This is a genomic window from Acidovorax sp. DMC1, from assembly GCF_056314325.1.
Genome location: NZ_JBQUYO010000001.1, coordinates 52776 through 68770 on the forward strand (window position 1 = coordinate 52776; position 15995 = coordinate 68770).

At 65.4% G+C, this 15995-nt stretch carries 13 protein-coding genes; all 13 read right to left on the reverse strand.

Features of this window, described 5'->3' with window-relative positions:
* Positions 1 to 40: 40 nt before the first annotated feature.
* Complete coding sequence (gene ftsW, locus ACT531_RS00235; protein WP_476016077.1) at positions 41 to 1309, reverse strand: putative lipid II flippase FtsW; 1269 nt, start codon at positions 1307 to 1309, stop codon at positions 41 to 43.
* A complete protein-coding gene (gene murD, locus ACT531_RS00240; RefSeq protein WP_476016078.1) occupies positions 1306 to 3255 on the reverse strand; it encodes a UDP-N-acetylmuramoyl-L-alanine--D-glutamate ligase in 1950 nt (649 codons plus the stop codon). Before murD ends, ftsW begins: the two co-directional genes overlap by 4 nt.
* Entirely contained in the window at positions 3252 to 4430 is a 1179-nt protein-coding gene (gene mraY / locus ACT531_RS00245) for a phospho-N-acetylmuramoyl-pentapeptide-transferase (protein WP_015012552.1), read from the reverse strand. Before mraY ends, murD begins: the two co-directional genes overlap by 4 nt.
* 39 nt (positions 4431 to 4469) lie before the next feature.
* Complete coding sequence (locus tag ACT531_RS00250; RefSeq protein ID WP_476016079.1) at positions 4470 to 5936, reverse strand: UDP-N-acetylmuramoyl-tripeptide--D-alanyl-D-alanine ligase; 1467 nt, start codon at positions 5934 to 5936, stop codon at positions 4470 to 4472.
* On the reverse strand, positions 5927 to 7441 hold the full coding sequence (locus ACT531_RS00255) for a UDP-N-acetylmuramoyl-L-alanyl-D-glutamate--2,6-diaminopimelate ligase (RefSeq protein ID WP_476016080.1): 1515 nt from the start codon (positions 7439 to 7441) through the stop codon (positions 5927 to 5929). The genes ACT531_RS00250 and ACT531_RS00255 overlap by 10 nt, the downstream gene beginning before the upstream one ends.
* Positions 7441 to 9186 carry a peptidoglycan D,D-transpeptidase FtsI family protein gene (locus ACT531_RS00260; protein ID WP_015012549.1) on the reverse strand — a complete coding sequence of 582 codons (1746 nt, stop codon included), beginning with the start codon at positions 9184 to 9186 and terminating at the stop codon, positions 7441 to 7443. Before ACT531_RS00260 ends, ACT531_RS00255 begins: the two co-directional genes overlap by 1 nt.
* Complete coding sequence (gene ftsL, locus ACT531_RS00265; RefSeq protein WP_015012548.1) at positions 9183 to 9512, reverse strand: cell division protein FtsL; 330 nt, start codon at positions 9510 to 9512, stop codon at positions 9183 to 9185. The genes ACT531_RS00260 and ftsL overlap by 4 nt, the downstream gene beginning before the upstream one ends.
* Position 9513: 1 nt before the next feature.
* Positions 9514 to 10440, reverse strand: coding sequence for a 16S rRNA (cytosine(1402)-N(4))-methyltransferase RsmH (rsmH, locus tag ACT531_RS00270; RefSeq protein ID WP_110961390.1), 927 nt, complete (start codon positions 10438 to 10440; stop codon positions 9514 to 9516).
* A gap of 8 nt (positions 10441 to 10448) precedes the next feature.
* A complete protein-coding gene (gene mraZ, locus ACT531_RS00275; RefSeq protein ID WP_476016081.1) occupies positions 10449 to 10877 on the reverse strand; it encodes a division/cell wall cluster transcriptional repressor MraZ in 429 nt (142 codons plus the stop codon).
* A gap of 252 nt (positions 10878 to 11129) precedes the next feature.
* Positions 11130 to 12455, reverse strand: a complete 1326-nt coding sequence (hslU, locus tag ACT531_RS00280; RefSeq protein ID WP_060985571.1) for an ATP-dependent protease ATPase subunit HslU — start codon at positions 12453 to 12455, stop codon at positions 11130 to 11132.
* Between the two features lie 132 nt (positions 12456 to 12587).
* Complete coding sequence (hslV, locus tag ACT531_RS00285) at positions 12588 to 13154, reverse strand: ATP-dependent protease subunit HslV (RefSeq protein ID WP_295943152.1); 567 nt, start codon at positions 13152 to 13154, stop codon at positions 12588 to 12590.
* 165 nt (positions 13155 to 13319) lie between these two features.
* On the reverse strand, positions 13320 to 15059 hold the full coding sequence (locus ACT531_RS00290; protein WP_295943154.1) for an STAS domain-containing protein: 1740 nt from the start codon (positions 15057 to 15059) through the stop codon (positions 13320 to 13322).
* A gap of 47 nt (positions 15060 to 15106) precedes the next feature.
* Entirely contained in the window at positions 15107 to 15904 is a 798-nt protein-coding gene (gene dksA, locus ACT531_RS00295) for an RNA polymerase-binding protein DksA (protein ID WP_015012542.1), read from the reverse strand.
* Positions 15905 to 15995 lie beyond the last annotated feature (91 nt).

Here is a 15995-nt window from a genome sequence, read left to right on the forward strand (position 1 = left end):
GTTGCACGCTGCTGCAGCTTGTTTTGGTGAAACAAACTCCTCATATGCGGCCTCCGCGCATGAGGAGTTTGTTTTCATAGTCCACACGCAGCACTACCGCCAGCGCCACCAGATTCATCAGAATCGCTGACCCGCCAAAACTCATCAGCGGCAGCGTGAGCCCCTTGGTCGGCAGTGCGCCCAGGTTCACGCCCATGTTGATGAAGGCCTGGAAGCCGATCCAGATCGCCACGCCCTGTGCGACGAGGCCGGAGAACACCCGGTCCAGCGCGATGGCCTGTCGGCCGATGTGCATGATGCGGCGGGTCATCCAGAGGAACAGGATGATGAGCGCCACCACACCCACAAGGCCAAACTCCTCGCCGATCACGGCCATCAGGAAGTCGGTGTGCGCCTCGGGCAGCCAGTGCAACTTCTCCACGCTGCCGCCCAGTCCGACTCCAAAAATCTCACCGCGCCCGATGGCGATCAGCGAGTGCGACAACTGGTAGCCCTTGCCCAGCGCATGTTGTTCGCTGAAAGGGTCGAGGTAGGCAAACACGCGCTCGCGACGCCATGGGGAGCTGGCGATCATCAACGCAAAGGCACCGACCAGCACGCCAGCAATCAGGAAGAACATGCGGGCATTCACACCGCCGAGGAACAGGATGCCCATGGCAATCACGGCCACCACCATGAAGGCGCCCATATCGGGCTCGGCCAGCAGCAGCACGCCGACGATGGCCACCGCAGCGCCCATGGGCAGCACGGCGCGGAAGAAGCGCTCCTTCACCTCCATCTTGCGCACCATGTAGTCGGCGGCATAGATCAGCACCGCAAACTTGGCCACCTCGGACGGCTGGAAGCCCACCGGCCCGATGGACAGCCAACGGCGCGCGCCGTTGACCACCTTGCCCACGCCAGGAATCAGCACCGCCACCAGCATGAGCAGGGCCACAATGAACAACCAGGGTGCCACGCGCTCCCACAGCGCCATGGGCACCTGGAACGCCAGCAGCGCCGCCACAAAGCCCACCACCAGATACATCATGTGGCGGGTCAGGAAATGGGTGGACGCGTAGTTGGCAAAGCGCGGGTTGTCCGGCATGGCAATCGACGCCGAATAGACCATCACCAGTCCCCAGGCCAGCAGCGCCACCACCACCCAGAGCAGGGCTTGGTCAAAGCCCAGCACACTCGCGGGCGTGCTGGACGACTGGCGGTACTCGGTGCCGCCCACACGCACGGGCAACACGTCGGCCGCCTTGCCGGGCAGGCCACCGAACCAGCCGGTCACGCGTTGGAGCAAGGTGCTGGCGGGGGCTGTCATTGCATGCCCTCCGCCGACTGGCCCGCATCGTCAGCCATCGCCCGCACGGTCTCGCAAAAGACGTGGGCGCGATGCTCGTAGTCCTTGAACATGTCAAAGCTGGCACAGGCAGGCGACATCAGTACCGCGTCGCCAGAATGGGCGCGCTGCGCTGCCAGTGCGACGGCCTCAGGCAAGGTGCCCGCATCGAGCAGCGGCACGCCGGCGTCCTGGAGCGCAGCGCGGATCAGCGGTGCGTCGCGGCCAATCAGCACCACCGCACGTGCATAGCGCGCGACGGGGGCGGCCAAAGGCGCAAAGTCCTGCCCCTTGCCTTCTCCGCCCAGAATGACCACCAGACGCCGCTCCGTGCCGAGCCCGACCAACGCTGCCGCCGTGGCGCCTACGTTGGTGCCCTTGCTGTCGTCAAAATATTCCACGCCATGGATGATGGCCACGGGCTCCACACGGTGCGGCTCGCCCCGGTATTCACGCAGGCCGTACAGCATGGGCGCCAGCGGGCAACCCGCTGCCGTTGCCAGCGCCAGCGCCGCCAAGGCATTGGTGGCGTTGTGGCGCCCCCGGATGCGCAGCGCATCCGCTGGCATGAGCCGCTGGATGTGCAGGTCCTCTTCGACCTCGTTGCGGCCACGCTTGCGGGTTTCGTCGGCGTCCATGGCGCGCACCAGCCAGGGCATGCCGCTCACGACCTCGATGCCGAAGTCGCCCGGACGCCGGGGCATGTCGCCACCAAAGGTGATGTGCGCGCGCACCTGCGGCTTTTGCAGTTTGACCTTGACGGGCGGTGGCAGCATGCCCATCACCGCAGGGTCTTCGCGGTTCAGGATCATCAAGCCCGTCTGGCCAAAGATGCGTGCCTTGGCCGCAGCGTAGGCCTCGATGCTGCCGTGCCAGTCCAGGTGGTCCTGCGTGATGTTGAGCACCGTGGCGGCTGTGGGCTCGAAGCCGCCTTCACCCCCATTCACGCCATCCAGCTGAAAACTCGACAGCTCCAGCACCCACACATCGGGCAAGGTGTCGGAATCCAGGTGTTCTGCCAGTGTGTCGAGCAGGGTCGGACCGATGTTGCCGGCCACGGCCACACGTTTGCCAGAACGCTCCACCAGCTGACCGGTGAGCGAGGTCACGGTGGTCTTGCCGTTGGTGCCGGTGATAGCGAGCACGGCCGGGGCATATGCATGCGATGCGCGCAGCGCGGCCAGGGCCGTGGCATACAGGCTCAACTCACCGCCAGTGCTGATGCTGTTTGCGCGAGCCGCTTCCAAAACAGGAGCCACTGCCTCGGGGCTCAGCCCTGGCGAACGATAGACCGCGTGCAGGTTCTGCCCCTGCACCAGACTGGCATCGAATGCGCCCGACACAAAACGCACCTGGGGTAGCTCCTGCTGCAGCGCAGGCAGTTGTGGCGGGGCAGCGCGCGTGTCGGCCACGGTGACCTGTGCACCGCAGCGCACACACCAGCGTGCCATCGCCATGCCCGAGGCGCCCAGGCCCAGGATCAGGATGTGCTGGTCTTGCAGCAGGGTTGCAACGCCCTCGCGCGCCGGGCCCGCAGGCACATCCGGCGTGGTGGACTCGTCGGCCGCAGCGGTCTCGGCAACGTCCGCGCTGTCCGCAGCGCCCGGCTCGGGGGCGGTCACCTCGGCAAAGATCTGCGCCACAAAGTCCGCCGCGGCCTTCGCGGCGGAGACGGCCGGCACGGCCTCGGGGTTCCAGGCGGTACTGGTGCTTTTGGCTGCGGGCGAAGCGTCTGTGGCCTCGCTACCTGTCGCAGCAACATCCTGCTCCGGATTCGCCTCAGGAGCTACGGGCTCTGCAGGCAAAGGGGCCTGCATGCCAGGATCGCCTTCGGGAGTGCCGTCCGCACCCACCCCGGCCCCTGCCAACGGGGGCATGGCCTCGGGTGTACCGAGGGGGTCAGGGACAAGAGGATCGTTCGGGTTCATCGCAGTTTCAGCGTGGACAGCCCAATCAGGCACAGCAGCATGGTGATGATCCAGAAGCGCACGACCACCTGCGTTTCCTTCCAGCCGCTCTTCTCAAAGTGGTGGTGCAGCGGCGCCATCTTGAGCAGGCGGCGGCCTTCGCCATAGCGCTTCTTGGTGAACTTGAACCAGGTGACCTGCAGCATCACCGACAGCGCCTCGACCACAAAGATGCCGCCCATGATGGCGAGCACGATTTCCTGGCGCACGATGATGGCGATGGTGCCCAGGGCACCGCCCAGCGCCAGCGCGCCCACATCACCCATGAAGACCTGGGCAGGGTGCGCGTTGAACCACAAAAACGCCAAACCTGCGCCCGCCATGGCTGCGCAGAAGATCAGCAGTTCGCCCGACCCCGGAATGTGCGGAAAGAACAGGTACTTGGAGTACACAGAGCTACCGGTGACGTAGGCAAACACGCCCAGTGCCGAGCCCACCATCACCACGGGCATGATGGCCAGGCCGTCAAGACCATCGGTCAGGTTCACCGCATTGCTCGAACCCACGATGACCAGGTAGGTGAGGATCACGAAACCCAGCACGCCCAGCGGGTAGCTCACCTCTTTGAAGAACGGCAACTGCAGGCCCGCCTTGGGCGGCAGGTCCAGCGAGAAGCCCGACTGCACCCAGCCCACAAACAGCTCCCACACCTTGGCGTTGGAGCTTTCGGAAATGCTGAACACCAGGTACAGCGCGGCCATGAGGCCGATCACCGACTGCCAGAAATACTTCTCGCGCGAGCGCATGCCCTCGGGGTCTTTGTTGACCACCTTGCGCCAGTCGTCCACCCAGCCGATGGCGCCAAAGCCGAGCGTGACGATGAGCACGATCCACACAAAGCGGTTGGACAGGTCAAACCACAGCAGGGTGGAAATGGCGATCGACAACAGGATCAGCACACCGCCCATGGTGGGGGTGCCGCTCTTGGACAGGTGCGACTGCATCGCATAGCCCCGAATGGGCTGGCCGATCTTGAGCGAGGTGAGGATGCGAATCACCTTGGGGCCGGCCACCAGCCCGATGAGCAGCGCCGTCATGGCAGCCATCACCGCACGGAACGTGAGGTACTGGAACACCCGGAAAAAGCCGAACTCGGGCGACAAGCCCTGCAGCCATTGCGACAGCATCAGCAGCATGTGGCACCTCCGGCGCAGGCTGGCACCGTGCGGGCAATATCAATGCGTTGCGCCATGGTGTCCCTCCCGTGGGTTGATCGGCTTTTGTTGTTGTTCTGCGGGCAGTGCGGCGGCGCTGATCGCCTCGACCACCTGTTCCATCTTCATGAATCGCGATCCCTTGACCAGCACACTGCCCACCGTGGGCAGGGCGTTGCGCACGGCATCCTGCAGGGCGACCATCTCGTTGAAATGCCGGGCCCCATCGCCATAGGCCGATGCGGCGTGCACCGACTGCGCACCCAGAACAAACATCGTGGGGATGCCCGCCTCGCGGGCCAGTGCGCCCGCCTCGGCATGGAACTGCGGGCCCTGGTCGCCCACCTCGCCCATGTCGCCCATCACCAGCAGTTGCGGGCCCGGCAATTCAGCCAGCACCTGGATGGCAGCGTGCATGGAATCAGGGTTGGCGTTGTAGGTGTCGTCGACCACCGTGATGTCGCGGCCTGCAACGGACACGCTGAACGCGCGCGAGCGGCCCTTGACCGGCGTGAAGTCGCGCAGCCCCTGGGCAATGGCAGCCACCGGTGCGCCGGCTGCCAGCGTGCACGCCGTGGCCGCCAGTGCGTTCGTCACGTTGTGGCGGCCTGCGATGTGCAGACGGGTGGTGATCGCGCCGCGTGGCGTGGCCAGGGTGACCGCCCAGGCGCCGCGCTCCCAGGTGGCCTGCGCGCAGCGGACGTCGCCGCCATCGCCAAATGTCACCGTGCGGCGGCCGGGCCGCTCCATGGCAAGCGATTGCCACAGGCTCGTGTACGCATCCCCTGCCGGGAATACGGCCACACCATCGGCCGGCAGGCTGGCAAACACCGAACCGTTCTCGCGGGCCACGGCCTCTAGGGTGTGCATGAATTCCAGATGCTCGCGCTGGGCGTTGTTGACCAAGGCCACCGTGGGCTGGGCCATCGCAGCCAGCGTGGCGATCTCGCCAGGGTGGTTCATGCCCATCTCGATCACGGCGGCGCGGTGGCTGGCGCGCAGGCGCATCAGCGTCAGCGGCACACCGATGTCGTTGTTGAAATTACCCTGCGTGGCAAACGCAGCCTCGCCCTGCCAGGCACGCAGGATGGACGCAATCATCTGCGTCACCGTAGTCTTGCCGTTGCTGCCCGTCACACCGATCAGCGGCAGGTGGAATTGCGCGCGCCAGCCGGTGGCCAGTGCGCCCAGCGCAGCCAGGCTGTTGGGCACTTCGATGCCGGACAAGCCCGCGGCTTCCAGGCCACCGTGCGCAATAGCGGCGGCAGCGCCGCCTGCACGGGCATCGGCCAAAAAGGCGTTGGCATCAAAACGCTCGCCCTTGAGGGCCACAAACAAATCGCCCGGCTGCAGCGTGCGCGTGTCGGTGTGCACACGCGCCAGCGGGGTGGCGCCATCGCCCACCAGACGGGCGGTGGGAATACTTGGCTGCAGCAGCACCCATGCTTGCTGCAGTGTCATGACGGGTTCAAAACTGTTCATGCCCATGTGTGGGCTCCTCGGGCCTGCAGCGCAGCCTGCGCGTGGGCCATGTCGGAGAACGGCACACGCACGCCTGCCGTCTCCTGGGTGTCTTCGTGGCCCTTGCCGGCAATCAGCACCACATCGGCGGGCGCAGCTTCGGCAATGGCTTGGGCGATGGCGGCCGCACGGTCGGGCTCGGCGCGCACAGTGCCACCGGCAATCGTGCCCTGCAGGATCTGGTGCAGGATGGCGGCTGGGTCTTCGCTGCGGGGGTTGTCGCTGGTCACCACCACCTGGTCGGCCTGCTGCTGGGCCACGGCGCCCATCAGCGGGCGCTTGCCCGCGTCGCGATCGCCGCCGCAGCCGAACACGCACCACAGCCGCCCGCCACGCTCAGCAGCTATGGGGCGAAGGGCTTGCAGGGCCTTGTCCAAAGCATCGGGGGTGTGGGCGTAGTCCACCGCCACCAGGGGTTGTCCTGCAGACACCAGCCGCTGCATGCGGCCCGGCACGGGCTGCAGACTAGCGCAGGCGCGCACGGCACGGTCCAGCGATACGCCCAGGCTGCGCAGCGTGGCCAGCACGCCCAGCAAGTTGAGCACGTTGTACTGGCCGATCACACGGGTTTGCAGCAGATGACGGTCATTGCCCTCCACCACCGTGAAGCGCAGGCCCTGATCACCCAGGGCGATGTCTTGTGCCGTCAGCCGCGCAGGTGCCTGGGCCGAGACGCTCCACAGATCCAGCGCACTGCCTTTCAGCTCTCCATGCAGCTGGGAGCCTGCGGGGTCGTCCACATTGACGATGGCGGCCTGCAGACCGGGCCATTCGAAGAGAGCGCGCTTGGCCAGCCAGTAGTCGGCCATGCTGCCGTGGTAGTCCAGGTGGTCCTGCGTGAAGTTGGTGAAGATGGAGGTGTGGATCTGCGTGCCATCGAGCCGGGCCTCGGCCAGTCCAATCGACGAGGCCTCGATGGCGCAGGCACCGAGGCCCTGCGCCACAAACTGGGCAAACGCGCGATGCAACCGCACCGGGTCGGGCGTGGTCATGCCGGTGGAGGCCAGCGCGGGAGGCACTCCCATTCCCAAAGTGCCCACCAGCGCACATTGATCTCGCCCCGAGCGCTCCTCATTCGATAGCACATTCAGCGCACCCGCCAGCCACCAGGCCGTGCTGGTCTTGCCGTTGGTTCCGGTCACGGCCAGCACCTTCAGCTGCTGCGTGGGTTGTGCAAACCATTCAGCGGCGATGGGCCCTGTGGCGGCCTTGAGGCCTGGCAGCGCGGCCATGTGGTCGCCCTCGAAAGCGAAAGCCTCGACCCCCGCCTGTTCGACCAGACAGGCCGTGGCGCCGCGCACCATGGCATCGGCCACATGCGCGCGGCCATCGGTGGCGGCACCAGGCCAGGCAATGAAGCCGTCGCCGGGCGTGATCTGGCGGCTGTCGGTGTGCAGGGTGCCGGTGACGCGCGTGCGCAGCCATTGCACCGCGTCGCCAGCGGTCTGCAGGGTATGGAGCGGGGCTTGCATCACAGCGACTCCTCCACCGCATTGGCCACGATCTGCGGCTTGACCGCCATGTCGGGCTGCACGCCCATCATGCGCAGGGTTTGCTGTACCACCTCGCTGAACACGGGCGCGGCCACAGCGCCGCCGTAGAACACGCCGTTGCTGGGCTCGTCGATCATCACGGCCACGATGATGCGGGGCTTGTCGATGGGCGCCATGCCGGTGAACCACGCGCGGTACTTGCCCGAGGCGTAGTTCTTGCCCACCTGCTTGCGCGCCGTGCCCGACTTGCCGCCCACCGAGTAGCCCACGGTCTGCGCCTTCTGGCCCGTGCCGCCGGGGCCTGCGGCCATCTGCAGCATCTTGCGCACCTGGTCGGCCGTGCGTTCGGAAAACACGGGCACGCCCACGGCGGGCTCGCTGGTCTTGAGCATGGTGGCGGGAATGACCCGGCCACCGTTGGCAAACACGGTGTACGAGCGTGCCATCTGGAACAGGCTGGCCGACAGACCGTAGCCGTAGGACATGGTGGCCTGCTCCACCGGGCGCCAGCTCTTGTAAGGGCGCAGGCGACCCGTCACCACACCCGGGAAGTGCAGTTGCGGCTTCTGGCCAAAACCGGCCGCCGAGAAGGTCTCCCACATCTCGCGCGCGGGCATCTGCATGGCCAGCTTGGTGGTGCCCACGTTGCTGGACTTCTGGATCACGCCTTCCACCGTGAGCACGCCGTAGTTGTGCGTGTCCGAGATCGTGGAGCCGGTGATGGTGATGCGCCCGGGGTTGGTGTCCACGATGGTCTCGGGGCGCACGCGGCCTGTCTCCAGCGCGAGGCCGATGGTGAACGGCTTCATGGTGGAACCGGGCTCGAACACGTCGGTGAGCGCGCGGTTGCGCAGCTGCTCGCCGGTGAGGTTCTGGCGCTTGTCGGGCACGTAGCTGGGGTAGTTGGCCAGTGCCAGCAGTTCGCCCGTGTGGGCATCGAGCACCACCACGCTGCCCGCCTTGGCCTTGTGCGCGGCCACCTGGTCGCGCAGCTTCTGGTACGCAAAGAACTGCACCTTGCTGTCGATGGACAGCTGCATGTCCTTGCCGTCGACCGGGGGCACGGTTTCGCCCACGCTTTCCACCACGCGACCCAGGCGGTCCTTGATCACGCGGCGCGAACCGGGCTTGCCCGCCAGTTCCTTGTCGAACGCCAGCTCCATACCTTCCTGGCCATGGTCTTCCACGTTGGTGAAGCCCACCACGTGCGCGGCGGCTTCGCCCTCGGGGTATTGGCGCTTGTATTCCTTGCGCTGGTAGATGCCCTTGATGTCCAGGGCTGCAATCTGCTGGCCCACATCCCAGTCGAGCTGGCGCTTGATCCAGACAAAGGTCTTGTCCTCGTCCGCCAGCTTCTTCAGCAGATCGGCCTGCGGCATGTCCAGCAGCTTGGCCAGCTGCTTGAGCTTGGCGCGGACCTCGGGCTTGTCCTGGTCCACGTCTTCAGGAATGGCCCAGATGCTCGCAGCCGGCACGCTGGAAGCGAGGATCAGACCGTTGCGGTCCACGATCTTGCCGCGGTTGGCAGGCAGCTCCAGCGTGCGCGCAAACCGCACCTCACCTTGCCGCTGGAAGAACGCATTGCCAAACACCTGCACATAGGCCGCCCGCCCGGCAAGCCCCAGAAAACCCAGCGCAATCACCGCCACAATGAACTTGCTGCGCCAGACCGGCGTCTTGCTGGCCAGCAAGGGGCTGGATGTGTAGAGCACGCTGCGGCTCATGGCTGCGCCCCCGCAGGTTGCGAAGCGGCGGCTGCCGCTGCTGCATTGGCAGTTGCGACACCCTGTGGGTCAGACACGTACTGCGTGATGGCTGGCGTGGCGGTGCGCATGTTCAGCTGCGCACGCGCGATCCTTTCCACCCGCAGCGGCGTGGCCTGGGCGCGCTTTTCCACCTGCAGGCGCTGGTGCTCCGTCTCCAGACGGCGCGCCTCGGCCACCGCGCGGTCCAGCTCGGTGAACAGGCGGCGCGATTCGTACTGGGTGTGCACCAGGTAGATCGCGCTGGCAAGCACCGCCAGCAAAAGGACCACGTTCAGCCGCGTCATGTCAGACGACTGCCGTGCGCTCGGCCACGCGCATGATGGCGCTGCGCGAGCGGGGATTGGACTCGACCTCGGCCGCACTGGGCTTGATGCGGTCGAGCGCGATGAGCCTCATGGCCTGCGGCGCGGCAAACGGTGCGCGGCGGTCGTAGACCTCCTTGGAGTGTTTCGCGATGAATTGTTTGACGATACGGTCTTCGAGCGAGTGGAAGCTGATGACCACCAGCCGCCCGCCGGGCTGCAGCACCGAGAGGCTGGCCTCTAGCGCCTGTTGCAGCTCTTCAAGCTCGGCGTTGATGAAAATCCGAAGAGCTTGAAATGTGCGCGTTGCAGGGTTCTGGCCCGGCTCGCGGGTTTTGACCGCGCCAGCCACGAGGTCGGCCAGTTCTGCGGTGGTTGCAAGAGGACCCCGTTCTTCGCGCCGAGCAACAATCGCCTTTGCAATGGGGCCAGCAAACCGTTCTTCACCGTAGTCACGTATCACCTCCGCAATCTGACCGACTTCGGCCGTGGCCAACCAATCGGCCACGCTTTCGCCGCGCGTGGTGTCCATGCGCATGTCCAGCGGGCCGTCAAAACGGAAACTGAAGCCCCGCTCGGGGCTGTCGATCTGGGGCGAGCTCACACCCAGGTCCATCAGCACGCCCGCAGCGCTGGCAGGCGGCAGGTCGGCCAGATGGCGAAAACCTTCGTGCCGAATGGAAAAACGCGCATCGGTGATGCGCGTTGCTTCGGCGATGGCCTCGGGGTCCTTGTCAAAGGCCACCAAGCGCCCCTGGGGGCCCAGCCGGAGCAGGATGAGGCGGGAGTGCCCGCCGCGCCCGAAGGTCGCATCGACCCAGGTGCCGGAAGGCTCCGGGCCTGCGCCGCCCAAGAGAGAGTCCACAGCCTCATTCAGCAGGACGGTGGTGTGTTGCAAGGGAGATGTCACAGCGCGCCTCAGAAGGAGAAGTCCTTGAAGACATCCGGCATCTCGCCATGCATGGCCTTGGCTTCCTGCTCGTCGTAGGTGGCCTTGTCCCAGAGCTCGAAATGGTTGCCCATGCCCAGCAGCATGGTGTCTTTAGAAATACCGGCGGCTTCGCGCAGCTCGGGGGAGATCAGCACACGGCCCGTGGCGTCCATGTCCACATCCATGGCGTTGCCCAGAAAGATGCGCTTCCACCATTGGGCGGACATGGGCAGCTGGGCGATGCGCTCGCGGAACTTCTCCCATTCAGGACGGGGAAAGACCATGAGGCAGCCGTGCGGGTGCTTGGTGATGGTCAGCTGGCCCGATGCCGTGGCCGCGAGGACGTCACGATGCCGGGTCGGCACAGACAGCCGACCCTTCGCATCGAGACTCAGCGACGAGGCACCTTGAAACACGGACAGATTCCCAGTTCGGTTTTGCGCCTCGGAGGTCCCGAAGGGGACCTTGAGGGCACTTTTCACCACTTAATTGCACTTTTTTGCACTGTAGCAGGAAAAGCACACCGAACAAGGGGGGTGTCCCACAAACTTTTCAATGAAATCAACGACTTAGATGCGTTTTTTCAGCCGCCAAAACGCCAAAAGTCGTTGAAAAAGAAGTACTTAGAGAGGCCTATGAAAGTGACCTCTCAAGGCTTGACCGAGTGGTCACAGGATGTAGCGCGACAGGTCCTCGTCCTGGCTCAGGGTCTGCAGGCGCGCATCGACGTAGGCGGCGTCGATGGTGATGGTCTGGCCGGACAGGCGCGTGGCGTCAAAACTCACTTCGTCCAGCAGGCGCTCCATCACCGTGGAAAGGCGGCGCGCACCGATGTTCTCGGTGCGTTCGTTCACCTCAAAGGCGATGTGCGCCAGGCGTGTGATGCCCTCGGGGGCAAACTCCAACGTCACGCCTTCCGTGGCCAGCAAGGCCTGGTACTGCTTGACCAGCGACGCATGGGTCTGCGTGAGGATGGCCTCGAAGTCCTTGACCGACAGCGACTCCAGCTCCACCCGGATCGGGAAACGCCCCTGCAGTTCCGGAATCAGGTCGCTGGGCTTGGATAGGTGGAAGGCGCCCGACGCGATGAACAGGATGTGGTCCGTCTTGATCATGCCGTACTTGGTGGACACCGTGGTGCCCTCCACCAGCGGCAGCAGGTCGCGCTGCACGCCCTGGCGCGACACGTCCGCACCACTGCTTTCCTGGCGCGCGGCCACCTTGTCGATCTCGTCGATGAAGACGATGCCGTTCTGCTCGGCGTTCTGCACGGCGCGGGTCTTGATCTCCTCTTCGTTGACCAGCTTGGCCGCCTCTTCGTCGGTGATGAGCTTCAAGGCTTCCGCGATCTTGAGCTTGCGGGTCTTGCGCTTGTCCTGCCCCAGCTGACTGAACATGCCGCGCAGCTGCTCGGTCATTTCCTCCATGCCCTGGGGGCCCATGATCTCGAGCTGGGGGCGGCCTTCGGCCACGTCGATCTCGATCTCCTTGTCGTCCAGACTGCCTTCGCGCAACTTCTTGCGAAAGACCTGGCGGGCGGTGTTGTCAGCGGCAGGCTCGCTGCCTGCTGCGGCGCGGGCCGGGGGGATCAGCACGTCCAGAATGCGCTCCTCGGCGGCATCTTCGGCGCGGGTGCGCACCTTTTTCATCTCGGCCTCGCGCGTCTGCTTGACGGCCATCTCGGCCAGGTCGCGGATGATCGAATCCACATCTTTGCCGACGTAGCCCACCTCGGTGAACTTGGTGGCCTCGACCTTGATAAAGGGCGCATCGGCTAGTCTTGCAAGGCGGCGCGCGATCTCGGTCTTGCCCACGCCGGTGGGGCCGATCATGAGGATGTTTTTGGGCGTGATCTCCTGGCGCAGGCTGCCTTCCACCTGCTGGCGGCGCCAGCGGTTGCGCAGGGCGATGGCCACGGCGCGCTTGGCGCTGGCCTGGCCCACGATGTGGTTGTCCAGCTCGGAGACGATTTCCTGGGGGGTCATGGACGACATGCAGGTCTTCCTGGTATCAAATGAGGCTGTAGCGCTAGTGGATCATGCGCTGGCAGCTATAAATAACAGAGCAATCAGCCCATGAGGGGCTGACCGTGCGGCCAACGTGGGGCTGGTTCTACCGCCGTACGCTCAGAGCGTCTCGATGGTGTGGTTCATGTTGGTGTAGATGCAGAGTTCGCCCGCGATTTCGAGCGACTTCTTCACGATCTCTTCGGCGGACAACGCGGTGTTCACCAGCAGCGCCTTGGCCGCCGAGTGCGCATAGGCGCCCCCGGAGCCGATCGCCACGATGCCTTGCTCGGGCTCCAGCACGTCGCCATTGCCGGTGATGATGAGCGACGCGCTGGCGTCGGCCACCGCCAGCATGGCTTCGAGGCGGCGCAGAACGCGGTCGGTGCGCCAGTCTTTGGTGAGTTCGATGGCAGCACGGGTCAGGTGGCCCTGGTGCTTTTCCAGCTTGGCCTCGAACCGTTCGAACAGCGTGAAGGCATCGGCCGTGGCCCCGGCAAAGCCCGCCAGCACCTTGCCGTGGTAGAGCTTGCGCACCTTGCGCGCCGTGCCCTTGACCACAATGTTGCCCAGCGTCACCTGCCCGTCGCCGCCGATGGCGACCTGGATGCCGGAAGGCGTCTGGCGGCGCACGCTGAGGATGGTGGTGCCGTGGAACACCGGGTGGTTGTCTTGTGATGAGTCCATAGCTGCGGCAGATGGGGGCGACAGCCCATTTTGCAAGGCAGCCATCCGGCGGAAAGACGGGTAAAACGCCCCTCACACACTCCGCTGAAGGCGGCTTCGCCGACAACCCGAGAAAACAAGAAACAGAGAGGCGCACCCAGCCGCCCGTGGCGGGGTTAGCTCCGCTCAGTTTTTGCGGGGCACCACCCAGGCGTGCTCGTTGATGCCGATCACGTTGAAGAAGATCGCCACCAGCCGCTGCAGGTTGTGGAACTGGATCACATGGCCATGGCCTTGCTGCTCGGCGGCCCAGTTGAGCACAGAGCCTGCGGCCGCGAAGTCCACCCGGATCAGCTTGTCGCAGGCTATGGTCAGCGGCACGCCGGGCTTGAAGTGCGCCTCGAACGGCTGCAACAGGGGCGTGGCATCGCCATCGATGTGGCCCTTCAGCTCTGCCACCGGGCCCACATCCAGCGGGGCCGGGGCCGACAGCTCGCCCAGGTCGGAGGCCATGAAGTCGCTGTCCGCCGCCAGCGGGGCGGAACCAGACGAAACCCCTTCGTTGTCCGAGTATCCGCAGCGCGGCGACACCCAGGACGGCGGCGAGACCTCGTAGGTCACGCAGTAATCCAGCGCCACCAGTTCAAATTCGTCGGGCTTGCCCATGAGGCGCATGGCGGCCATGCGCAGGCGCCACCACTCAGGGCTGTTGGAGCGGTCGCCCGACTGGGTCTTGGCATCCAGCAGGGCATGGAGCTTTTCCACACCCGAAAACACGATCTGCCCTTCACGGTCGGCCCACTGGCTGAACTGGTCGGCCAGCAGAGGCACCGCAGCCTCGTCAATGGAAGTGAGGCGCGACCAAGACAGCGTCCAGGGCGATGCGGCGCGCGCCAGCGAGGCCTGCAGGGCCGCCACCGAAGAGACGGCGACGGTGGGTGGTGCGTTCCAGCTGAAATCGCGGCGCATGGCGACGGCGGGCTCGGCGGCGGGTGCGGCCTCTGCGGCCAGACCCAGCTGCGCCGGCATGGAGAACCACAGCGGCGCAGAACGGCCGTACTGCGCGGCAAAGTCGATGGCCAGGGTGTCAAAACGGTCGTGCTGCCCGGTGGCCCGGTACAGGTCAAACAGCGTCATCCAGATTTCCAGCTGCTGCGCTGGATCGTCCTGCTGGTGCTGGGCCAGCACCTCCAGCAGACCAGACTCGGCCCCTGCATGGTCACCATTGGCAAACCGGATGGCGGCTTCTTCAAGATCGGGTTCGTGCACGAATTCCTCCGGTTCGAATGCGGGCGCGGGCGCAGCCGTAGGAGCCGCAGGGCTGAAGGATGCTTCGACGGTTGGGGTGGTGCCGGGCAGCATGGTGGCGTCCGTGCCACCAAAACGGCCAATGGCCATGCTGTCATCGGCGAACAGGGGCTGTACGGCGGGTTTGGTATCCAGCGGGGCGGACAAGCTGCCGGGCACCGTGGGTGCGTAGGCCCGGGCCTGTTCTTCCGAAGACGCCTCGGTGCTGGAATCAGGCATCACCCCCGGCTGGGTGGGGGCGTCGGCGCCCTGCTTGCTCTTCCACCACTGCTGGGACATCTGCGCTTCGATCTCGTCGATCTTCTTGAGCGTGACGGCCCGCTCGTCGGGCGATGCCATGCTGCTCTGGAAGAACGAGGGCCGCCCTGCAGCGTCTTCCACCCGCTGGCCGTGCAAGACCTCGCGCTGGCGCAGCTTGCGCAGCTGATCGAACTCGCGGCGCCGCACAAAGTCGTTGCGGCGCTTGCGCTCGATCATCTCCTTGAGCATCTGCTTGCTGTACTGGCTCTCCCGGTCGTCCTGAAGGGAATCCAGCTCCGTCCAGTTGACGGTCGGATTCTTCACGAACCGCACCACCTTCGATAGCAGGCCGCCGGGGGTGGATTCTTCCTTGCTCATGGCTCAGGGTGCAGAGTGCGCGCGTTGATCGACAGGCCGCTGCCTGCTCAATCCCCAAACATCTTCTGCTTGAGTTCGCGGCGTTGCTGCGCTTCGAGCGACAGCGTGGCAGTGGGGCGAGCGATCAGGCGGCCGACACCGATGGGTTCACCGGTTTCGTCGCAGTAGCCGTAGTCACCGGCATCAATGCGGGCGATGGATTGCTCGATTTTCTTGAGCAGCTTGCGCTCGCGGTCGCGGGTGCGCAGTTCCAGTGCGTGCTCTTCTTCGATGGTGGCGCGGTCGGCCGGGTCGGGCACCACCACGGTGTCTTCACGCAGGTGCTCGGTGGTTTCGCCGGCGCTGTTGTGGATGTCCTGCTTGAGCTGAACGAGCTTGAGGCGGAAGAACGCCATCTGCTTTTCGTTCATGTACTCGCTGTCGGGCATGGCCATGACTTCAGCGTCGGTCAGCTCGGCGACGGACTTGGTTTTCCAGTTGTTCGCCAGCTTGGGGTCTTTTTTGGCAGCCGTGAAAGTGGGCTGCGCTTGCGCGGTCGTGGGCATGGTGTGTTGATAACTGGCTTTGGCGGCCGTGGAGGCCACCGTCTGTGCCATGGATGGTACGGTCAATTGGGCCAATCGGGAAGAAGGCCGGGTTGTGCGCACGGGTACCTGCGAGCCCGCCTGCAGCGCAGGCGCCGCAGCGGGTGCCGCCACGGCGGGGGGCGCGGCCACCTTGGGTGCCGCAGCAGCCTTGGCAGCGGCCTTCGCAGCCACCTTGGGTGCTGCTGGGGCGGCGGCGCTTTTTGCCGCGGCAGGGGTTGCCTTGGTGGCCCCCTTGGATTTGCTGGTGTCGGCTTTCACTTCCTGGTCTCCTCGCAGTACGGGCGGGCCCTTGGCCGCTCTCACGGCCCGGGACTGGTGGCAAGCCTTGGGTGGTTTTACCGGGGCGCGA